At 63.8% G+C, this 19,994-nt stretch carries 18 protein-coding genes; 6 read left to right on the top strand and 12 right to left on the bottom strand.

The annotated features are described in order from the left end of the window. Positions 1–88 precede the first annotated feature (88 nt). The 3 genes from BZL41_RS21615 to BZL41_RS21605 are packed head-to-tail and all read right to left on the bottom strand — an operon-like array spanning position 89 to position 3,157. Positions 89–964: an efflux RND transporter periplasmic adaptor subunit gene (locus BZL41_RS21615; RefSeq protein ID WP_095601177.1), complete on the bottom strand. Its 876-nt coding sequence runs from the start codon at positions 962–964 to the stop codon at positions 89–91. An 11-nt stretch (positions 965–975) separates the two neighbouring features. Then, positions 976–1,182 carry a DUF1656 domain-containing protein gene (locus BZL41_RS21610; RefSeq protein ID WP_095601176.1) on the bottom strand — a complete coding sequence of 69 codons (207 nt, stop codon included), beginning with the start codon at positions 1,180–1,182 and terminating at the stop codon, positions 976–978. Further along, a complete protein-coding gene (locus BZL41_RS21605; RefSeq protein WP_095601175.1) occupies positions 1,169–3,157 on the bottom strand; it encodes an FUSC family protein in 1,989 nt (662 codons plus the stop codon). The genes BZL41_RS21610 and BZL41_RS21605 overlap by 14 nt, the downstream gene beginning before the upstream one ends. 163 nt (positions 3,158–3,320) lie before the next feature. On the opposite strand from BZL41_RS21605, the gene BZL41_RS21600 reads away from it, so the two are divergent. The 4 genes from BZL41_RS21600 to BZL41_RS21585 are packed head-to-tail and all read left to right on the top strand — an operon-like array spanning position 3,321 to position 6,933. Next, the gene (locus BZL41_RS21600; protein ID WP_095601174.1) at positions 3,321–3,962 is read left to right on the top strand and encodes a TetR/AcrR family transcriptional regulator; all 642 of its coding nucleotides are present in this window, start codon (positions 3,321–3,323) and stop codon (positions 3,960–3,962) included. Further along, complete coding sequence (locus BZL41_RS21595; protein WP_095601173.1) at positions 3,952–4,917, top strand: HlyD family secretion protein; 966 nt, start codon at positions 3,952–3,954, stop codon at positions 4,915–4,917. Before BZL41_RS21600 ends, BZL41_RS21595 begins: the two co-directional genes overlap by 11 nt. Further along, a complete protein-coding gene (locus BZL41_RS21590; protein ID WP_218224599.1) occupies positions 4,904–5,851 on the top strand; it encodes an ABC transporter ATP-binding protein in 948 nt (315 codons plus the stop codon). The genes BZL41_RS21595 and BZL41_RS21590 overlap by 14 nt, the downstream gene beginning before the upstream one ends. Further along, positions 5,848–6,933 (top strand): ABC transporter permease, encoded by a 1,086-nt coding sequence (locus BZL41_RS21585; protein ID WP_095601172.1) that lies wholly within the window; start codon positions 5,848–5,850, stop codon positions 6,931–6,933. The genes BZL41_RS21590 and BZL41_RS21585 overlap by 4 nt, the downstream gene beginning before the upstream one ends. A 71-nt stretch (positions 6,934–7,004) precedes the next feature. Here the strand turns inward: BZL41_RS21585 and ccoM are convergent, their stop codons facing one another. The 4 genes from ccoM to BZL41_RS21570 all read right to left on the bottom strand — a co-directional run bounded on the left by ccoM (position 7,005) and on the right by BZL41_RS21570 (position 8,675). After that, a complete protein-coding gene (gene ccoM, locus BZL41_RS29295; protein ID WP_277222569.1) occupies positions 7,005–7,121 on the bottom strand; it encodes a cytochrome c oxidase subunit CcoM in 117 nt (38 codons plus the stop codon). Positions 7,122–7,575: 454 nt separating this feature from the next. Further along, positions 7,576–7,737: a hypothetical protein gene (locus BZL41_RS28675; RefSeq protein WP_090257164.1), complete on the bottom strand. Its 162-nt coding sequence runs from the start codon at positions 7,735–7,737 to the stop codon at positions 7,576–7,578. Beyond that, positions 7,730–8,341, bottom strand: a complete 612-nt coding sequence (locus tag BZL41_RS21575) for an alpha-ketoglutarate-dependent dioxygenase AlkB (protein WP_095601171.1) — start codon at positions 8,339–8,341, stop codon at positions 7,730–7,732. The genes BZL41_RS28675 and BZL41_RS21575 overlap by 8 nt, the downstream gene beginning before the upstream one ends. A gap of 37 nt (positions 8,342–8,378) precedes the next feature. Further along, complete coding sequence (locus tag BZL41_RS21570) at positions 8,379–8,675, bottom strand: aspartate-semialdehyde dehydrogenase (RefSeq protein WP_095601170.1); 297 nt, start codon at positions 8,673–8,675, stop codon at positions 8,379–8,381. A gap of 266 nt (positions 8,676–8,941) precedes the next feature. Between BZL41_RS21570 and rapA the strand changes: the two genes are divergently transcribed. Further along, positions 8,942–11,788, top strand: coding sequence for an RNA polymerase-associated protein RapA (gene rapA / locus BZL41_RS21565; RefSeq protein ID WP_095601169.1), 2,847 nt, complete (start codon positions 8,942–8,944; stop codon positions 11,786–11,788). Between the two features lie 276 nt (positions 11,789–12,064). Beyond that, positions 12,065–13,972, top strand: coding sequence for a GGDEF domain-containing protein (locus BZL41_RS21560; RefSeq protein ID WP_095601168.1), 1,908 nt, complete (start codon positions 12,065–12,067; stop codon positions 13,970–13,972). A gap of 72 nt (positions 13,973–14,044) precedes the next feature. Here the strand turns inward: BZL41_RS21560 and BZL41_RS21555 are convergent, their stop codons facing one another. The 5 genes from BZL41_RS21555 to BZL41_RS21535 all read right to left on the bottom strand — a co-directional run bounded on the left by BZL41_RS21555 (position 14,045) and on the right by BZL41_RS21535 (position 19,915). Further along, positions 14,045–14,371, bottom strand: coding sequence for a ComEA family DNA-binding protein (locus tag BZL41_RS21555; RefSeq protein WP_084334279.1), 327 nt, complete (start codon positions 14,369–14,371; stop codon positions 14,045–14,047). Between the two features lie 90 nt (positions 14,372–14,461). Continuing rightward, a complete protein-coding gene (locus tag BZL41_RS21550) occupies positions 14,462–16,468 on the bottom strand; it encodes a nucleoside-diphosphate sugar epimerase/dehydratase (protein ID WP_095601167.1) in 2,007 nt (668 codons plus the stop codon). 43 nt (positions 16,469–16,511) lie between these two features. Then, positions 16,512–17,534 carry a glycosyltransferase family 4 protein gene (locus BZL41_RS21545; protein WP_095601166.1) on the bottom strand — a complete coding sequence of 341 codons (1,023 nt, stop codon included), beginning with the start codon at positions 17,532–17,534 and terminating at the stop codon, positions 16,512–16,514. After that, positions 17,531–18,484, bottom strand: coding sequence for an SDR family oxidoreductase (locus tag BZL41_RS21540; RefSeq protein WP_095601165.1), 954 nt, complete (start codon positions 18,482–18,484; stop codon positions 17,531–17,533). The genes BZL41_RS21545 and BZL41_RS21540 overlap by 4 nt, the downstream gene beginning before the upstream one ends. Before the next feature lie 243 nt (positions 18,485–18,727). Further along, on the bottom strand, positions 18,728–19,915 hold the full coding sequence (locus BZL41_RS21535) for an O-antigen ligase (RefSeq protein WP_256578219.1): 1,188 nt from the start codon (positions 19,913–19,915) through the stop codon (positions 18,728–18,730). Positions 19,916–19,994 lie beyond the last annotated feature (79 nt).

The raw sequence follows: 19,994 nt of genomic DNA, 5'->3' as shown, positions 1-19,994 counted from the left end.
CTCTGTTGCACGCATGACAGACCTCCAGAAAGGGGACGCCGTACAGTAAGTTTAGGAGCTAGCAACACTTAACGCAGACATAGCCAATTCATTCGCCCGCGGACGCATTGTCCGACACCACCTGCACACTGGCCGTCATCCCGGCGCTGAGCAATACATCGCCGGGCACCCGATTCAATTGGATCCGCACCGGAATCCGCTGGGCCAGGCGCACCCAATTGAAGGTCGGCTCGACATTCGCCAGCAACTGCGCATCGGGGCTGGCGTTGCGGTCCGTAATGCCGCGACTGATGCTTTCAACCGTACCGTCCAGCGCCTGCCCAGCGCCCATCAGCCACACCTTCACAGGCGCACCGAGGCGGATGCGCGGCAACTTGGTCTCTTCGAAATAGGCCTGGATATAGAAGGAAGCGTCATCCACCAGCGCCATCACCGGCTGGCCGGCCTGTACATAATTGCCCTGGGCCAGGCGCAGGTTGGTGACCTGCCCGGCGCGCGGAGCGCGTACCTCGCTGCGTGACAGGTTCAGTTCGGCCACGCTCACGTCGGCCATGGCCTCGCGGTATTCGCCCCGGGCGATATCGGCATTGATCTGGGCGTTTTCCTTCAACTCGGCGCTGATCGCCTGCGGCCCGAGATGGGAACGCCGCGACGCCTCGTGCTCACGCAGCCGCATCTGCTGCCGACGTGTCTCGGCCACTGCGCGAGCCTTGTCCACGGCGGCCTGGTAACGTTCACGGTCGATGTGGAACAACACCTGGCCGGCCTCGACCCGCTGGTTATCACGGACCTTCAGGTCCACTACCCAGCCGGACACGTCCGGCGCGATGGTCACCACATCGGCACGGACCCGTGCGTCCCGCGTCCACGGCGACAGCATGTAGTGCTGCCACAGCCAGTAGCCGGCCAGGATGGCCAGCCCGGCCAGGCAAAGGGTGATGGCGATACGCCCGGCGTTACGCATGAAATCCTCCTTCAAAAACGGTCCAGCACCGCGGCCACCGCCGCCAGCACGCAGACGAACAGAGCACAGTCGAACAGCGCCTCATGCCAGATCCAGCGCCCCAGCGGCGTCCGCTGCAGGACCAGGCGCAACAGCCCGGTGGCGAGCAGCGCCAGCAGCGCATAGAGCAGAAACGGGCTGAGCAACACGCCGCCCAGCGACCATTCACGCAAGCCCATCGATGTCCTCCCGCCGGCGACACCACTGCCGCCAGCTGTGTTGCAGTTGCAGGACGGCGCCTTCCGCCAGGCGTCCGGCATCGTTGTCGGGCACGGTCCTCAGGGTTTCCAGCAGCGCGGCGCCGGGCGCATCGAGGGCATCCATCCGGGCACCTGCCGGGCCCTGCTGGAAGACCCGCTCGAGTGCCTGGAAATAACGGCGCTGAGCCTCTCCCTCGAGCAGACCGGCAGCAGCCAGGGTGAAACGCAAGTGCAATAGTTCGTCCCCCAGATCGAGCCCGAGCAGACCGTCATCCCAGCGGCTGCGCGCCCCTTCGGGGAGGGCTGGGTAATGCCGGGCCAGTTGCAGCAAGCGGTCGGCCATGCGCCCAGCGAACCAGGTATCCGCCCCGGCGAGAGCCCGCTGACTCAGGCGCCCGAGATCGCCAAGGGTGGCACGCAACAGACGGCGACCATGCCAGTGCGGATTGCGCAAGCCGATCAGGCGGAACGCCAGCACCGCACAGCCCACTCCCACCAGCATCCCCAGCGCCTCGTTGGCGAAGAAGGCGACATCGAAGCGCATGCCGTTCTGCGGACCTACCAGCACGATGAAATGCAGGCAGAACGAGGTGGCGGTCGCGCCGATGGCCGGCTTGGCCATGCACAGCGCGCCGAAGAACAACGGCACGCCGAGCGCCAGGCAGAGCAATGGGAAACCGCTCCACTGCGGCAGCAGCAACTGGCCGACGAAGAACGCGACGGGAATCGCCAGGGCGATTCCGCGGATGAAACTGAAGCCGATCTGCACCGCGTTCTCCCGACTGGCGAACAGGCTGCAGACCACCGCGGCGAGAATCATCGCACCGCTGGCCGAACTCCAGGCAGTCGCCAGCCAGAACGCCGACAGCGCCAGGAACGCCAAGCCGCTGCGTAGCCCATAGACCAGCGCCAGCGCGTAATCCCGGTGGCTGGACAGCGCCCCCGTCGCACGCTCCGTCAGCCGGCCCTGCTCCACCGCCGCCAAGGCACGCCCGGCCTCGGTCGCATAGAGCAGCAGCACCGCCAGGCGCCCCAGGCAATACTGCGGCGCCGCCCCGACAGCCTGATCGCGGGCCGCCGCTTGCAACCGCTCGCGCAAGGCCAGCAACTCGGCCTCGTCGGCGCTGCCAAGGGCGACCTCCACCTCGCTCAGCCAGGGCGCCAGGGTCTCGGCATCATGCTCATCCAGCATCGCCCACTGCCGCGCCACGGCCCGGGCAATACGCAACAGGCTCAGCAAGGCCCGACTCAACCCACGCATGGCGCGGGCGCGCTGGCGGCCTCGCACACCCTCGAACCACGCATGCTCGCGCTGGGCATCCACCGCGACGATGCGCCCGAGCATCTGCAACAGGCCCTGGCGCACTTCCGCCCTTCCGCTGAGTGTCGCCCGGGCGGTGTCGAGGCCGGATTGCCAGGCGGCGCGCGCCTGCTGCACCAATTGGCGCTCGACCCGCTGCGGCCAGAGCACCGCGCTCACCGCCGTGGCGCAGAAAATGCCGAGGCAGATTTCCGTACAGCGCGCTACCGCATGATCGAACACCAGCAGCGGCTGGCTCAGGGCCGGCAAGGCGATGATTGCTACCGTGTAGCCGGCCAGGACGAAGGCGTAGGACCAGGCGCTGCGCAGCAGGGTCGAAGCCGCCGTACACAGGCCCAGCCAAGTCGCCAGGGCCAGCAGGAACAGCCCCGGCGCCTGGACGGACAAGGCCATGCAGACCACCGCCATGACGGTGCCGACCAGGGTTCCGAGCAAGCGCGCCAAGCCCTTCTGCACCACCATGCCGGACAGCGGCTGGGCAACGATAAGGGCGGTCATCAATGCCCACTGCGGCTGCTCCAGATCGAAGCGCAAGGCGCACCAGAGCGCCAGGCCGGCGCCCAGGAGCGTCTTGACGGCGAATTGCAGCGCCAGCGAACTCGGCGCCAGCACTGCCTGCAAGGTATCGCGCACGCAAGGTACCTTCGGATGACAAAGGGATAGACAACGGAAACGGAGAGCCAACGGTGGGTAACGTTCAGCGCAGCCTAATTATTAGCCAGCTAACTATATCGCTAGAAATCTTGCCTGAAAAGACAGATTTGCAATTAATTAAATATCTATTTAAATAATCACCATGAACACACCACGTACTCCTGGCCGCCCCGTCGGCGAACCCCAACAACGCGAACGCCTGCTGGATACCGCCCTGGCAGCCTTCTCCCAATCGGGCATCGCCGCCAGCAGCCTGCGCCACATTGCCACCCGGGCCGGGGTGACACCGGCCCTGGTGAACTACTACTTCGGCAACAAGGACAAACTGCTCCAGGCAGTCATCGAGGAACGCCTGTTTCCCACCCTCCTCCAGCTCGCCCAGGCGCTGAGCCAAGCCGGCGACGAACCCGCTGCGCTGGTACGTGCGTTCGTCCTCGGCATGCGCGAGCTGGTGGCCACCCACCCCTGGCTTCCGCCGTTATGGGTCCGCGAAGTGCTCTGCGAAGGCGGCCTGCTGCGTCCGCTACTAGTCGATCGCGTCGCCCCGCTGATCCCCCGGCCGCTGGCCGAACGCTTCGCCGCCGCCCAGCGCCGAGGCGCCCTGAACCCCGACCTCGACCCGCGCCTGCTGGGCGTCTCGCTGATCGGGCTGACCCTATTCCCCTACGCCGCCGCGCCCATCTGGCGCGGCCTGTTCCCCGCCCCCGAGCTGGACGACGAGGCCCTGGTCCGCCACACCCTCGTACTGCTCGAACGCGGCCTGGAGATGCACCATGCGCCCTGATCGCCGACTGGCCTGCCTGCTCGTCCTGCTCCTCGGTGCCTGTGACCGGCAGGCACCTTCGGAGCTGGCCGGCACCCTGGAATGGGACCGGGTGGCCATTCCCGCAGAAACGTCCGAACCGGTGCTGCGCTGGACCGTGGCCGAAGGCGACCAGGTCGAAGCCGGCACCCTGCTGCTGCAGCTCGACCCGCGCCGCCTGGATGCCGCGGTGGCACAGGCGCAGGCCGAAATGGAGCAGGCTGCGGCGCGGCTGGCAGAGCTGAGCAACGGGGCGCGGGAAGAGAATATCGAGGCGGCACGCGCCCAGTTGACCCGAAGCCGCGCCGCGCTGGACGAAGCCGAGCGCAACCACCGGCGTATCGCCGCGTTGTACGCGCGCAAACAGGTGGCAATGGCAGAGCTGGACCGTGCACGCGCCAGCCGCGACCAGGCACGGGCCGAACGGGACAGGGCAGCCGCTCAACTGAGCGAGCTGACCAACGGCACCCGCCCGGAACAGATCGAACAGGCCAGCGCCGCGCTCGACGCTGCCCGCGCCACCCTGGCACGCCGCCAGTTGGATCGCGAGCGGCTCGACCTGCGCGCCCCACGCGCCGGCCGGGTCGATGCCCTGCCCTTCAAGCCCGGCGACCAGCCGCCGCAAGGCGCCACGCTGGTCAGCCTGTTGGTCGGTGAGGCGCCCTATGCGCGGGTCTTCGTGCCGGCGTCGCAGCGCAGCGGGCTGGCCATCGGCGATCACGTGCAGGTCAGCGTGGAGGGCATCGAGCAACCGTTCGACGCCAGCGTTCGCAGCATCGCCAGCGAAGCCAGCTTTACCCCCTACTACGCGCTGGTCGGCGACGATGCCAGCCGCCTGACCTACCGGGCCGAACTGTTGTTGCAAGGCGAAAAGGCCCGCGAGCTGCCGGCCGGTCTACCGCTGCGGGCACAACGGGTGAACGATGAACGGCGCTGAGACGGTCATCCGGGCCCGCGGCCTGACCAAGCGCTTCGGCGACTTCACCGCGGTGGACACCCTTGACCTCGACGTCCGCCGCGCCGAGGTGTTCGGCTTCCTCGGCCCCAACGGCTCCGGCAAATCCACCACCATCCGCATGCTCTGCGGCCTGCTCTCGCCCAGCGCTGGCGAGATCGACGTGCTGGGCTGCCGGATTCCCCAGGACGCCGAAGCGCTGAAGCGGCGCATCGGCTACATGACGCAGAAATTCTCCCTCTACGATGACCTGAGCGTCGGCGAGAACCTTGACTTCCTCGCCGCCGTGCACGGCCTGCCCAGGCGCGAGGCCCGCCAGCGCATCGACGAGCTGCTGATGCTGTACCACCTGGACGACCGCCGCCGGCAATTGGCCGGTACCCTCAGCGGCGGCCAGAAGCAGCGCCTGGCCCTGGCCGGCGCGGTGCTGCACAAACCGGACCTGCTGTTTCTCGACGAGCCGACCAGCGCAGTGGACCCGCAATCGCGCCGGGACTTCTGGGACTCCCTGTTCGAGCTAGCCGAGGCCGGCACCACCCTGCTGGTTTCCACCCACTACATGGACGAGGCCGAACGCTGCACCCGTCTGGGCATTCTCGACGAGGGCCGGCTGGCTGCCGATGGCAGCCCGGAGGAATTGCTCGCCCAGTTGCCAGGCACGTCCCTGCTGGTGGAATGCGAGCAGCCCCGTCAGGCCCAGCGCACGCTGCAAGGCGGCGAAGGCATCCTCGCCCTGGCGCAGATCGGCGCCTCGCTGCGCGTGCTGGTGGAAGAAGGGCAAAGCGCCAGCGATATCAGTACCCGGCTGCATGAGGCCGGCATCGACGCCGAAGTCGGCAAAACCGCGCCGAACCTGGAGGACGTGTTCGTCACTGCTACCCGTCGTCAGCCGACTCGCCAGGAGAATGCACGATGAACCTGCGCCGGCTGGGCTCCATCGTGCTCAAGGAGTTGCGCCAGCTACGCCGCGACCGGCTGACCTTCGCCATGATCGTCGGCATTCCGACCATGCAGCTGATTTTGTTCGGCTACGCCATCAACCTGGACGTACGCGGACTCGAAGCGGCCGTACTGGATCAGGCCAATACTGCCCGCTCTCGCGAACTGGTGGCGGAGATCGGCGCTACCCAGGTGCTCGACCTGCGTTATCGGCTGAGCACGCCGCAGGAGGTGGACAACCTGCTGCGCGCCGGCAAGATCAGCGCCGCCCTGGTGCTGCCGGAAGACTTCGAGACGCGCCTGGAGCGCGGCGACCGCCCGGCCCTGCAGATCGTGGTGGATGGCTCGGACCAAGTGGTACAAGCCTCGGCACGGCAACTGGCCTCCTTTCCCCTGCCCGGCCGTGCCGCCAACGATATTCCCGGCATCGAGGTGCTCAACCTGTACAACCCGCAGCGTCTGGCGCCAGTAAACACGGTGCCCGGCCTGATCGGCGTGATCCTCACCATGACCATGGTGCTGTTCACCGCCATGGCGCTGGTCCGCGAGCGCGAACGCGGCAACCTGGAAATGCTCATCGCCACGCCGGTATCGCCATGGGAGCTGACGCTCGGCAAGGTATTGCCCTTCGTCGGTATCGGGCTGGTCCAGGTGACCGTGGTGTTGCTGCTCGGCAAGCTGCTGTTCGCCGTACCGCTGCGCGGCTCGCTGGCGGCGCTCTACAGCGCGGCACTGGTATTCATCTGCGCCAGCTTGGCGCTGGGAGTATTCATTTCCACCCTGGCGCGCAGCCAGTTCCAGGCCATGCAGATGGCGTTCTTCACTTTCCTGCCGCAGATTCTGCTGTCCGGCTTCATGTTCCCCTTCGCCGGTATGCCGAAGGTGGCGCAGTGGCTGGCGGAAATACTGCCGCTGACGCACTTCCTGCGTCTGGTGCGCGGCATCATGCTGCGCGGCGCCGGGCTCGCCGAACTCTGGCCGGCGCTGGCCAGCCTGGCGCTGTTCACCGTAGCGATGCTGGGCATCGCCGTGACACGGGTGAGCAAGCGCCTGGATTGAGGATTTACGCGGACGAAAAAAAGGGCGACCGAAGTCGCCCGAAGTGCCTTGCGTGCTCTTTGCCGGAAGGATCAGCCTTGCTTGCGCTTGTGCGAGTCCTTCCAGATGAAATATCCGACACCGCCACAGAACACGATCATCAGACCGACCGTGAGAATTCCGGCGAGTACCACTTCATCGATAAACATGGCGGTCTCCTGCTCTGCCCCCCTGTTGATGGCTCTAAGGTAGCCACAGGAAATGTAGGGAAAATTGACCAGGATCAATATTGGCGAAAGGTGCGCCGGGAGGATGGCGATACGCTGACCCAGGTCAAGAAAACCGCACCTTCCGCGCGGCGGATAGTCGCGGGAAGCGAGAAAAATTCGGGGGCTTGGCGGTTTGGGAGCCCCATCCACGAGAGGGCTGGCCGGCTATCGCGAATGAATTCGCTCCCCCAGAAGCGGTTCGGGCCAGGCTGCAGGAGCGAGCTCTGAGGGCTCACGCAAAAGCTTCGCCAGCAGAGCTGGCTCCTACGAAAAGCTACGGTCCCTACAAGAGTTCAACCGAGCGCCATTTGTAGGAGCGAGCTCTGCTCGCGAATGAGGCCCACGCCAAAGGCTTCGCCAGCAGAGCTGGCTCCTACAAAGTAAGACGATTGCCTCAGCGCTTCTTCGGCTTGCCCTTGGATTTCTTCTTGCCCTTGGGCAACGGCATGGCCTGCTCGAAGGCCTGGCGTACTTCGTTCAGGCGTTTTTCGTGGAGATCGTGGATGCGCTTGCCGCGCTCGCTGGCAAAGTCGATCAGCTTGTCGTCGTCACTCATGGGGCCGCACCCGGCGAAACGTGAGATTCAGGCGCGGCGCACAGGCGGTGCGCGTCTTCGCCACTTGATGTTGCCAATGATGCTGTGTCGGCCCGCTCATGACCAGCAGCGAACCGTGCTCGAGGAACAGTGAGTGCTGGATACGCCCCGTGCCTTTGCGGCGCAGGTCGAATCGGCGGGTACCGCCCAGGTTGAGCGAAGCAATCAGCGGATTGCGCCCCAATTCGGTTTCGTCATCGCTGTGCCAGCCCATGGAGTCCTGCCCGTCGCGGTAGTAATTGAGCAGCACACCATTCAGCGGCTGGCCGACCTCCTCTTCCAAGCGCGAGCGGATCTCGGCGAGTAGCGGCGTCCAGGGCAACGGGCATTGCAGCAGGCCGGAATAGCGGTAGCGGGCATCCGGGTCGCCATACCAGGCGGTCAGGCGTGGCATCGGGTGAACACGGCCGTGCACGCGAATCTGCGGTTGTTCCCAGGGCGTCTCGGCCAGCAGCGTCGCCAGCCAGGCGTCGGCCGTGTCCGGATCGATCCAACCGGGCAGCAGCTTCAGCTCGGCATCCGGCAATTCGATGAGGGAGTCGGTAAACAGACTCGGGGTATTCATTGGCAATCGAGCATCGTAGGACTTCAGCGAGCGGAGGTCATACCTCGACGTCGACCCATAGTCCCTGGCGCGGCAGCTCTTCGATCAGCGGTTCGTCAGCCTTGGCCACCTCGCCCTCGGCCAGCTCCTCGGGCGTGTAGCCCCGGCGCTGGCGGCGGCGCTGCTCTTCGCGCAGCAGCTCGATGGCATCCTGCGGATGGCGCTTGTCCAGGCTGATGGCCGCTTCGTTGGCGCTCTCCTGGGGGGGCGTCACCGGCGGAATGTCCGGCCGGGGCTTGATCGGGTCCTGCTGGGCCGTTACCGGCATCAGCATGTGGGGAATAGGGGGCAGCATGGGTCCTCCTGCGGCAGGCCGCTGAAACCTTCGGGTCCGGCTGCACGTCCGACTCTACTCCTATCAGCCTTCTTCCGCGAAACGCCTGTCTGCAACAAGCGGTGACATCCACACTATCGACCGGGATTCCAGCGTCTTTAATGCAGGCTCGCTACACTTTGCGGCACATCACATCGCCGTCCGTACCGGGGCTTTGGCCCTCGGCGGCCGGTTCCGTTACCATAGCCGGCTTTTTTGCAGGCGATTCTTTGATGACGGAGAGAGGCATGGCGCAGCAGTATCAACCGGGGCAACGCTGGATCAGCGACAGCGAGGCGGAACTGGGGCTCGGAACCATCCTGGCGCAAGACGGCCGGCTGCTCACGGTGCTCTACCCGGCTACCGGCGATACCCGCCAATATGCCCTGCGCAACGCCCCGCTCACCCGAGTGCGCTTCGCGCCGGGCGACGAGATCACCCATTTCGAAGGCTGGAAGATGACCGTGCGCGAAGTCGAGGACGTCGACGGACTGCTGGTCTACCACGGCCTCGACGGCCAGAACCAGGCACGCACCCTGCCGGAAACCCAACTGTCCAATTTCATCCAGTTCCGTCTGGCCAGCGACCGCCTGTTCGCCGGACAGATCGACCCGCTGAGCTGGTTCGCCCTGCGTTACCACACCCTGGAGCACCAGAGCCGCCTGCAACAATCCTCGCTGTGGGGCCTCGGCGGCGCCCGCGCCCAGCCGATCGCCCACCAGTTGCACATCGCCCGCGAAGTGGCCGATCGCATCGCACCGCGCGTCCTGCTGGCCGACGAAGTGGGCCTCGGCAAAACCATCGAAGCCGGCCTGATCATCCATCGGCAACTGCTCTCCGGCCGCGCCAGCCGGGTGCTGATCCTGGTTCCGGAGAACCTGCAACACCAGTGGCTGGTGGAGATGCGCCGGCGCTTCAACCTGCAGGTCGCGCTGTTCGACGCCGAGCGTTTCGCCGAAAGCGATGCCAGCAACCCCTTCGAAGACGCCCAACTGGCCCTGGTCTCCCTGGAGTGGCTGAAGAGCGACGAACGCGCCCAGGATGCCGCCTTCGCCGCCGGCTGGGACCTGCTGGTAGTAGACGAGGCGCACCACTTGGTCTGGCACCCTGATCAGGTCAGCACCGAATACGCCCTGGTGGAACAGCTCGCCGAAGTCATTCCCGGCGTGCTGCTGCTCACCGCTACCCCCGAGCAGCTCGGCCAGGACAGCCACTTCGCCCGCCTGCGCCTGCTCGACCCGCACCGTTTCCACGACCTGGAAGCCTTCCGCGCCGAAAGCGCCCACTACCGTCCGGTGGCCGAGGCGGTACAGGAACTGCTAGACCAGGGCCGTCTGTCACCGGAAGCCCATGAAGTGATCCACGGCTTCCTCGGCGCCGAAGGCGAGGCCCTGCTCGCGGCGGTCAGCGACGGCGACATCGACGCTAGCGCCCGGTTGATCCGCGAACTGCTGGACCGCCATGGCACCGGCCGCCTGCTGTTCCGCAACACCCGTGCCGCCGTGCAGGGTTTCCCGGAACGCGAGCTGCATCCCTACCCGCTGCCCTGCCCGGCCGAGTACATGGAACTGCCGCTGGGCGAGCACGCCGAGCTGTACCCGGAAGTCAGCTTCCAGGCCCAGCAGGAAGGCGGCGAAGACGAACGCTGGTGGCGCTTCGACCCGCGCGTCGACTGGCTTATCGACACCCTGAAGATGCTGCGCAAGTTCAAAGTGCTGGTGATCTGCGCCCACGCCGAAACAGCCCTTGACCTGGAAGATGCCCTGCGCGTGCGCTCCGGCATCCCCGCCACCGTGTTCCACGAAGGCATGGGCATCCTGGAGCGCGACCGCGCCGCCGCCTATTTCGCCGACGAGGAATTCGGCGCCCAGGTGCTGATCTGCTCGGAAATCGGCAGCGAGGGCCGCAACTTCCAGTTCGCCCATCATCTGGTGCTGTTCGACCTGCCGGCCCACCCGGACCTGCTGGAACAGCGTATCGGCCGTCTCGACCGGATCGGCCAGAAGCATCGCATCCAATTGCACGTGCCGTATCTGGAAACCAGCCCGCAGGAGCGCCTGTTCCAGTGGTACCACCACGCCCTGAACGCCTTCCTCGCCACCTGCCCTACCGGTAATGCCCTGCAGCACCAGTTCGGCTCGCGCCTGCTGCCGTTGCTGGAAGGCGGCGATGACGGCGAGTGGCAGGCGCTGCTGGACGAAGCCCGTGCCGAACGCCTGCGTCTCGAAGGCGAACTGCACGCCGGCCGCGACCGCCTGCTCGAACTCAACTCCGGCGGCGCCGGCGAAGGCGAGCAACTGGTCGAGGCGATCCATGAGCAGGACGACCAGTTCGCCCTGCCGATCTACATGGAAGAGCTGTTCGACGCCTTCGGCATCGATAGCGAAGACCACTCGGAGAACGCCCTGGTCCTGCGCCCCAGCGAAAAAATGCTGGACGCCAGCTTCCCGCTGGGCGACGACGAAGCAGTGACCATCACCTACGACCGCAACCAGGCCCTGGCCCGCGAGGACATGCAGTTCCTGACCTGGGAGCACCCCATGGTGCAAGGCGGCATGGACCTGGTGCTGGCCGGTTCCATGGGCAACACCGCGGTGGCGCTGATCAAGAACAAGGCGCTCAAGCCCGGCACCGTGTTGCTGGAGCTGCTGTACGTCAGCGAAGTGGTGGCGCCGCGCAACCTGCAACTGGGTCGCTACCTGCCGCCGGCCGCCCTGCGCTGCCTGCTGGACGCCAACGGCAACGACCTGGCGGCGAAGGTCTCCTTCGACACCCTGAACGACCAGTTGGAAAGCGTGCCGCGTGCCAGCGCCAACAAGTTCGTCCAGGCCCAGCGCGATGTGCTGGCAGCACAGATCAACGCCGCCGAAGCCAAGATCGCCCCGCGCCATGCCGAGCGCGTCGCCGAAGCCCAGCGTCGCCTGAAGGCGGAACTGGATGAGGAATTGGCGCGCCTGACCGCACTCAAAGCCGTCAACCCGAGCGTGCGCGACAGCGAACTGGAAGCCCTGAGCAAACAGCGCGAAGAGGGCCTGGCCATGCTGGACAAGGCTGCCCTGCGCCTGGAAGCCATCCGCGTACTGGTGGCCGGCTGACGAGCCCTCGGGCAAGGCGGGGTCGAGCACATCGGCCCCGCCCTTTCCTTTCTTCCCTCTCTTTCACCGCGGCTAGAAACCCTCGAATGAGTCGCAGATAGACGCTCCCGGCATTGAAAAAAATTGCCCGACGTGACGCGTGGGTTTATATCTCCATCGAACCTCTATTGCGGCGCATGTCGATTACCTGAATAGGGAAGTTCGATCGCGTTCCAGGCAGTAAGCCGAGAATCGTTTGCACCGATTTCATCCACCCGACTCCATGCAGTCCAGGGGATGGCCTTGCTTATCGAGAAGAACAACAAATCGCTTGTCGGCAGAAGTCTGCGTGCAGCCTTCCTGCGTATTTCCCTGGTCGCCCTCGGTGCGGGCGCTATCTCCTATTTCGTCAATTACCACTCCATCGTGGAGTCGGCGCGCCAGCAATTGCTGTTATCGACGGAACAGACACTTCAACGCGAGTCGCTGCCCTTTCGGGAAATCAGAGACCTGCAAAGAAACTTCCTGGAAGAGTTTCGGCAGGCCCGCTCCGACCCACAACTGAACCGTAAGCTGGCCGCGGATTTCGACCACATATTCCTGCGGCATGAAGATGGCTCCTATACCCAGCGCCCCGGCTTGTTCGAAGGCGAGCCGCTGGCCGATGGGAGGCGCTTTCCGAACATGTCGGCGACCTATGCCCCCGACATCCCGCCCGACGACGATATCAAGGCGCGCTTCACGCTCTCGTACCTGCTTTCCTACAAGTTCGGCTCCAGCATGAAAGGCCGGCTGTTCAACGTTTATGGCGTCGTGCCGGAAAAAGGCTTCCCCATCTACCAGGATGCCGACATCGCCAAGGTTTTCACTTATTCGGGGCCCGATGCACTCAAGTTGGAGACCTACGAATTCTATGCCCGGGGATTTGCCACAGACTCCGACGCCACGCTGTTCACCCGCATGTACTTCGATTATTCGAACAATGCGTGGATGACGACGATCGCGACGCCGGACAAGCCGAACGCGGCCGGCAAGCACGAGATCCTGGCGTGCGTCGACGTCCTGCTCGACGAGTTGATGCAGCGTACCGCTCAACCGATGATCCAGGGAACCTACAGCACGATCTTCCAGGCGGACGCGGACGGCACACTCATCTATCACCCGAAATACACCGACGCCATCAAGGACAGCGAAGGCTCTGCGTCGATTGCCTCCCTCAAGCTCGACGCGCTCATGCCCGTACTCAAGGCCAGCCGATCCACCCAGCCGGGCAAGGCAAGTCTGGTGGAAACGACCGACGAGATCGTCGCCCTGGGCATCATTCCGGAAACGCCCTGGGTGATGTCCGTCCATTACCCTTATCGACTGGCTCGCCCCGCCATCCTGCAGAACCTGGCCATCGTCATCGCGCTGGGGCTGGTCACGCTGCTCGTGGAGATTTTCATCATCCGCTCCATCCTGCTGGAACAAGTGGCGGCGCCGCTGAAACGGTTGACGGACGCCATGCGCAAGGTGGGTGCATCCAACAACCGGGTGGAGATTGGCCAATTACCGACCCGGTCGGAGGATGAAATCGGCGATCTGGCGCGGGAGTTCGCCGGCATGGCCGAACGTGTCCACGAAGCGCGTCAGGTGCTGGAATCCAAGGTCAGAGAACGCACCGCCGAACTCGAAGACGCCAACCGCCGATTGCAAGCGATGAGCACGACCGACGAATTGACCGGTATCGCCAACCGCCGTCTTTTCGACGACGTACTGGAACGGGAGTGGCGACGCGCCCAGCGCAAAAGCAGCCCCCTCGCCTTGCTGATGATCGATGTGGATTGGTTCAAGGCCTACAACGACCACTACGGTCACCCGGCCGGCGATGCCTGCCTCAAGCATGTCGCCCAGATTCTCGCATCCCACTCGCGGCGCGCCGGCGATCTGGTCGCCCGTTACGGCGGCGAAGAGTTCGTCATCATTTCCCCGGCAACCGACAAGGAGCAAGCATTGCTCTTCGCCCAACATCTTTGCGAACGCCTCGCGGCAGAAACCCTGCCCCATTGCCAATCGCCGCTGGGGCATGTGACCGTCAGCATCGGCACCGCCGCCATGATCCCTCAGGCAGACCTGACCAAGGAGACCCTGCTGCTCCAGGCAGACCAAGCGCTTTACCAGGCCAAACAAGGAGGCCGCAACCGCGCAGCGCCCCAGGAGAGCTGATAGCCCGGAAAAACCGCTAGAAACAAAACAGGCCGATCGAAATCGGCCTGTGTTTCACGCATCGCTCGCGACTTATTGAACGGTCAACTTGTCGCGATTCTTTTCCAGCGTTGCCGCCCCGATCCCTTTCACCTCCAGCAGCTCATCCACCGAAGCGAACGGGCCGTTGGCATCGCGATAGTCCACGATTGCCCTCGCCTTGACCTCACCCACGCCATTCAACTCACGCTGCAGCGTGGCCGCATCGGCGGAATTGAGATTGACCTTGCCCACCTCCGCGGAGGCCTGCGCGGCAACCGGAGCGACGGGAGAAGTCTTGGGGGCCTCCGCTGCGGTAACCGCTACGGAAACACTGGTCAGGAGGGCGAACAGAAGGGAAGAGAAATGCGATTTACGCATCGAGAAAGCTCCTTTTTCAACGGGTGAGATACGTGGCCAACTCCGGCCACGCGCCCAAACTTATCCCTTCGTCGGAGCAAATCAACCCCGTCATTCCAGATTCCAGACGCGTCTCTGGTGGCTCCAGTCAACTATGTCACCTTCCGGCACATAACCGCTAACTGCTTCACGCAGCAGCTGCCGGACCCTGGCCATGTCGCCTCGTTCGACGTTGTCAAACAGGGTTTGGAGCAGGTTTTTCAGTGGTTCCCAGGCCAGGTATTCCTCTTTGGCGCGGAGGATCATCGGGTGTTCCGTAGGGCTGGTGTCGCCGCCGATCAGCAGTTCTTCGTAGAGTTTTTCCCCGGGGCGCAACCCAGTGAATTCAATGGCGATATCCCCATGCGGGTTGCGCTCCGAGCGAACGCTGAGCCCGGAGAGATGGATCATGCGCTCGGCCAGCTCGTGGATCTTCACCGGCTGCCCCATGTCCAGGACGAACACATCGCCGTCATGCCCCATCGCCCCTGCCTGGATGACCAGTTGGGCGGCCTCGGTAATGGTCATGAAATAGCGAGTGATGTGCGGGTGCGTCACGGTCACCGGCCCTCCCCCACGAATCTGCTCGCGGAAGCGGGGAATCACCGAGCCCGACGATCCCAGCACATTGCCGAACCGCACCATACTGAAGTGCGTCTGATTGACCCGATGCACGCCATCGGCATCGCCGAACAACAGCGGTGCCGGTTCCCGGCTCAATGCCTGGAGGAGCATTTCTGCCAGCCGCTTGGTGCTGCCCATCACGTTGGTCGGTCGAACGGCCTTGTCGGTGGAGACCAGCACGAAGTGCCCGACGCCGGACATGATCGCGGCCTGGGCCGCATTGAGCGTGCCAAGCACATTGTTCAGCACGCCCTCGGCAATGTTGTACTCGACCATCGGCACGTGCTTGTAGGCAGCCGCATGGTAGACGGTGTCCACCGACCAGGTCCGCATCAACTCATGCATCTGGCGACCATCGCGCACGGAGCCCAGCAGTGGAACCAAGCGCAGGGGCAGCGATTCACGGACGACCCGCTCCTCCAGCTCGGCATGGATGCTGTAGAGGTTGAACTCGCTGTGATCGAACAGCAGCAAGGTCTGCGGCCCGCTGCCCAGCAATTGCCGGCACAGTTCCGCGCCGATCGAACCGCCGGCACCGGTCACCAGCACCACCTTGCCGCGGATGCAGCGCTCGAACAGATCCTGGCGAGGCGGAACCGGGTCGCGCCCGAGCAGGTCGGCGATGTCCACTTCCCGGATGTCGTCCACCCTCACCCGGCCGCTCGCCAGATCCATGAGGCCGGGCACAGTACGAATATGCAGGGGAAAGCCTTCGAGCAATTGCAGGATTTCCCGGCGGCGGGCTCGCGTCACCGACGGCATCGCCAGGAGAACCTGCTGGGCACCGGTCTCTTCGATCAGCCGCGCAAGGTACTTCGGCCGGTACACCTTGAGCCCGGCGATGGTGCGGTTATTGAGGCTGGCATCATCGTCGATGAACGCCACCGGCCGGATCGTCCGCCCCATCCGCAATGCCGCCACCAGTTGGTTACCCGCGGTGCCGGCACCGTAGATAGCGGCCTTCGGCAGGCCATCGTTCTTCGGCGGAGCGAAGTGCATGGCCTGGCGTACGTTGAACCAATCGCCCATGAAGTAATGCCGCATCAACAACCGAAGGCCACCGGTCATCAGCAGGCTAAGCCACCAGAAATTGAAGATCAGCGATCGCGGCACCACCGCAGGTACATCCCGGTGCCAATAGACCACCAGCGCCAGCACCAGGGATGACAGCGTCACTGCGCGGAAAATGGTCAGCAACGCATCGTTGCCCAGGTAACGCAGCACGGCACGGTACATGCCGAGCCGGATATAGATCGGAATGGCGATCAGCGGGCAGACCAGGAAGAGCCAGGCATACACGCCGAACGGATCGACCAGATGGTCGCTACCCAGACGTACCCAGAATGCCAGCCACAGCGCCAGCCAGGTCAGCACGACGTCGACGGCCACCTGCAACAGGCGCTTGTACCCCCTGGGCCAACTCAACAGCCATGTACGCAGTTCGAAGCGATCCATCCCATTCCCTTTGTCGTTCTTGTTATTGGAGTCGCGGGGTATGTCAGCCTCCCGGACTCCAGGCACGCATACCGGTTTCCCGCAGCACCAGCAGGCCGAGGGGCACATAGGCCAGCAACAACCCAACCAGACCGTCCAGTCGCCCGAGCGCCACCCAGGCGGCAATCGGCAACAGCCAGAACAGTGTCAGCGCCCCAGTCGCCAGGGTGACCGGCAGATGCCCGCCGTACCGACGGGCCGCCACCTGGTAGGCATGGCTGCGATGGGCCTCGAGGACCTTTTCCCCCCTGGCCAGACGGCGAAACAGTGTCAGCGTGGCGTCCATCAGGAACACGCCCAACAGGATCAGCCATCCCCACAGCAAACGAGGATCGATCCAGGCTGCTTGCAACGATAGACCACCGAGGACGATACCGAGGAAGCCACTGCCGCTATCCCCGAGAAAAATCCGCGCCGGCGGGAAATTCCAATAAAGAAAACCGGCGGCCGCCGCGGCCAACAGCAAGGGCGTCAGCGCCAAGAGCGACTGCCCGACCAACGCATAGAGCACGGCACCGCCCAGGCAGACACAGATGGCCTCCAGCGAGGCAATGCCATCGATGCCATCCATGAAGTTGTACAGGTTCAGCAACCAGACCAGATAGAACGCCGCCAGCATGTCTCCCAGCAGCCCCAGGTCCAGGGTTCGCCCGAGCAAGGCGAGTGGCGGCAGCCCCTGCAGCCAGGCCAACAGCCAAAGCGCACCGGCAAAATGGGTCAGCAGGCGCCAGCGGGGCGCGACATGGCTGTGATCGTCGAGAAACCCCACACCGGCCGCCAGCCCCCCGGCGCCCATCAAGGCCCAGACCACCGGCCACGGCAGCAGGCCGGACAGCGCCAGCAAGGGCAAGGCCGCCAGGAAGCTGATGACGATCGCGATCCCACCACCCCGCGGCGTGGGTTGCGAATGCGAACTGCGGGCATTGGGAATATCCAGCAGGCTACGCGACAGCGCGTAGTGGCGCATGGCCCCGGTAAGCAGCAACGCCAGCCCCGCGACAACCGGCAGCAGCCAGAAAGCGCTCATCGGCCCCGCCCTTCGAGAAAAGCCTCGGCCGTGCGCCGCAACGCCTCATCGATAGCAACCGGAGGCGTCCAACCAAGCAGTTCGCGGGTCTTGCCAATATCCACCTGCAACGAGCCACACAGCCGCCGAGCAACGTCGCCTTTGCCCAACCAGCCGGCGCCCGCCTCCAGCCAGGAAGCCGGGACCGGCAACAGACGCGCCGGCCGCCCCAGCGCAACGCCCAGCCGCCGCAGCCAGTCCGCCGTGGACAGGTCCTCCCCGTCGCTGACGAGAAAGGTCTGGTTCGCCGCCGCCGGATGGTCGAGGCACAGGAGGATGAGATCGATCAGATTATCCAGCGCCACGAAGCTGCGCCGGTTATCGACGCGCCCAAGGGGTAGCGGCACGCCCCGGTGCAGCCAGCGCATCAGGTTGAGGAAATTGGCTTTTACGCCGGGCCCGTAGACCAGCGGAGGCCGGATGATCACAAGCTCCATGCTGGAAATCCGGACCAATTCACGCAGGCCCTGTTCGGCCTCGAGTTTGGACAGTGCATAAGCATCGAACGGAGCAGGACGGGTGTCTGCGTCGTAAGGCATCTCGGCGCCCTCACCGAGCACCTTTACCGAACTGATAAAAACGAAACGCCGTATCCCCGCAACGGCGGCCTGCCGAGCCAGGTTCAGCGTTCCATCGACATTGACGGCACGGAACGCCGACAAAGGATCGGCATCTCGCTCATGCAGCACATGCACACGCGCCGCGCAGTGGACCACGCTGTCCACGCCTTGCAGCGCCCCGGACCAATCGAAGGCACCATCGAGATCACCCGGTACGAATGTCCCACTCGGTTTCACAGCACCGGAACGCGCCGAAGCACATACCTTGCGCCCCATCGAGCCGAGCCGCTCCACGAGAGCCGCCCCCACGAAACCGGACGCCCCTGTAACCAGGCAGCAACGCTCCGTCATCTGCCCTCCACCTTCTTCTTGTAATAATGAGTTCGTTCCGCACGCATTTCCGAAAAGACAACGCATCATTTCGGAGCAAAGCTACCCCTGTAATACACAAGTCGCCTCCAAAGAGAAAGGCGGGCGAGAAACGCAGGCACAAAAAAACCGCCGGGCGCCAGCCAGGCGGTTCTTCTAAAAGATTGACCGAAAGGTCACTACTGAAAGAGCGGTGTCGCTGCAGTCAATCCAGCCCTATCCCGGTCATCGAGTGACCAGCGATTCACTCAACTGTACTTCGTCATCCTTGAGTCTCACCCCCAGCAGGATACCCACCGGGAACCAGAACACCACCCAGTACGGATTGGGCCGGAGGAAAATCGCATAGATATCCGAAACCATCGCCACCATCGCGAACACCAGCAACGCCACGCCCAGCTTGGCGATGGGCTGGGCTCTGCATTTCCAGCCCTTCCAGAACAGACTAGCGATGAATAGGGCGAACAGAATGACCCCCGGAAGGCCGTACTCGTACCAGAGTTGCAGGTAAAGGCTGTGGCTGTGAAAGACCGTGTAACCACTAGGAAAACGGAACTTGAACTCCGCCCCGGACCCTGCACCTAGCAACCAGAAATCAGGGAAGCGACGAAGCCATTCGGCCCAGATGTATTCGCGATTACTGAGACCAACTTGTCTTTCCGCTTGGATTTCAGGCCAGAACAGCAGAATAGCGGTTAGCAACAATAACCCTGACAGAACCAACAGGCTCCAGGATTTTCGGTTATTGAAGCTAACAAGAAGAATGCCCCCCCCAGCCGCCAGGGAAAACCAAGCCCCACGGGAAGCCGTATACAAAATGTAGGCCGACAAACCGAACATAGCGACGACGATCAGCGCGATTTGCCAAATGGACAATTTGAAGTGAACAAATAAATAGCTGAGCATTATCGCGAACACGCCGTAGTAGAGCCCGGCAATAATCGGGTGTCTTAAATCCGCCAACCCGGCCCACCCCAACTCATGGAGACGATCCCAACGGAACTTGCTGTACTCCATGGATTTCCCCAACACAACGAACTGGTAGTACAGCGTCAGCCAGGCGAATAACACTGCAACTGTCACCGCCCCCAGCAAAAGTGTATGAAAATACCGCTCATTCCTGACCAGATTTCCCACTGCAAATAAATACAGCGCAATGAGCGTCAATATCTTGAATGTATGGCCGAACTCATCCTGAGAACTATCGAACAGCGTGGAGATGAGAACCCACCCAATCAGCATGAAAAAGGTCACGGCCGGGGTCTGCCGCCAGAACGGCGGGGCCAGACGCAACCCGACCAACAACAACAAAGCAGGCAAGAACAATCCCAGATAGAGCTGGGTCGCGTACCGACTCCCGTCATTATTGAACAACAACCCACACAACTGAGCGAATACCCCAACGCCCAGCACGACCAGCAATACCCTCACCATACCGCTCGGCTGGTCGATTCGAATCCCATTCATTAACTACTACCCCAGCAATCACTCA

The organism is Pseudomonas sp. PIC25, from assembly GCF_002286785.1.
Classification (GTDB): Bacteria; Pseudomonadota; Gammaproteobacteria; order Pseudomonadales; family Pseudomonadaceae; genus Pseudomonas_M.
The sequence above is the reverse complement of the archived record's forward strand: the minus strand, read 5'-3'. Positions and strand labels throughout refer to the sequence as shown.

What these genes read in the sequence shown, in the direction of transcription:
- BZL41_RS21615 (WP_095601177.1), bottom strand. Translation starts at nt 964, where the DNA reads ATGCGTAACGCCGGGCGTATCGCCATCACCCTTTGCCTGGCCGGGCTG.
- BZL41_RS21610 (WP_095601176.1), bottom strand. Translation starts at nt 1,182, where the DNA reads ATGGGCTTGCGTGAATGGTCGCTGGGCGGCGTGTTGCTCAGCCCGTTT.
- BZL41_RS21600 (WP_095601174.1), top strand. Translation starts at nt 3,321, where the DNA reads ATGAACACACCACGTACTCCTGGCCGCCCCGTCGGCGAACCCCAACAA.
- BZL41_RS21595 (WP_095601173.1), top strand. Translation starts at nt 3,952, where the DNA reads ATGCGCCCTGATCGCCGACTGGCCTGCCTGCTCGTCCTGCTCCTCGGT.
- BZL41_RS21590 (WP_218224599.1), top strand. Translation starts at nt 4,904, where the DNA reads ATGAACGGCGCTGAGACGGTCATCCGGGCCCGCGGCCTGACCAAGCGC.
- BZL41_RS21585 (WP_095601172.1), top strand. Translation starts at nt 5,848, where the DNA reads ATGAACCTGCGCCGGCTGGGCTCCATCGTGCTCAAGGAGTTGCGCCAG.
- ccoM (WP_277222569.1), bottom strand. Translation starts at nt 7,121, where the DNA reads ATGTTTATCGATGAAGTGGTACTCGCCGGAATTCTCACGGTCGGTCTG.
- BZL41_RS28675 (WP_090257164.1), bottom strand. Translation starts at nt 7,737, where the DNA reads ATGAGTGACGACGACAAGCTGATCGACTTTGCCAGCGAGCGCGGCAAG.
- BZL41_RS21575 (WP_095601171.1), bottom strand. Translation starts at nt 8,341, where the DNA reads ATGAATACCCCGAGTCTGTTTACCGACTCCCTCATCGAATTGCCGGAT.
- BZL41_RS21570 (WP_095601170.1), bottom strand. Translation starts at nt 8,675, where the DNA reads ATGCTGCCCCCTATTCCCCACATGCTGATGCCGGTAACGGCCCAGCAG.
- rapA (WP_095601169.1), top strand. Translation starts at nt 8,942, where the DNA reads ATGGCGCAGCAGTATCAACCGGGGCAACGCTGGATCAGCGACAGCGAG.
- BZL41_RS21560 (WP_095601168.1), top strand. Translation starts at nt 12,065, where the DNA reads ATGGCCTTGCTTATCGAGAAGAACAACAAATCGCTTGTCGGCAGAAGT.
- BZL41_RS21555 (WP_084334279.1), bottom strand. Translation starts at nt 14,371, where the DNA reads ATGCGTAAATCGCATTTCTCTTCCCTTCTGTTCGCCCTCCTGACCAGT.
- BZL41_RS21550 (WP_095601167.1), bottom strand. Translation starts at nt 16,468, where the DNA reads ATGGATCGCTTCGAACTGCGTACATGGCTGTTGAGTTGGCCCAGGGGG.
- BZL41_RS21545 (WP_095601166.1), bottom strand. Translation starts at nt 17,534, where the DNA reads ATGAGCGCTTTCTGGCTGCTGCCGGTTGTCGCGGGGCTGGCGTTGCTG.
- BZL41_RS21540 (WP_095601165.1), bottom strand. Translation starts at nt 18,484, where the DNA reads ATGACGGAGCGTTGCTGCCTGGTTACAGGGGCGTCCGGTTTCGTGGGG.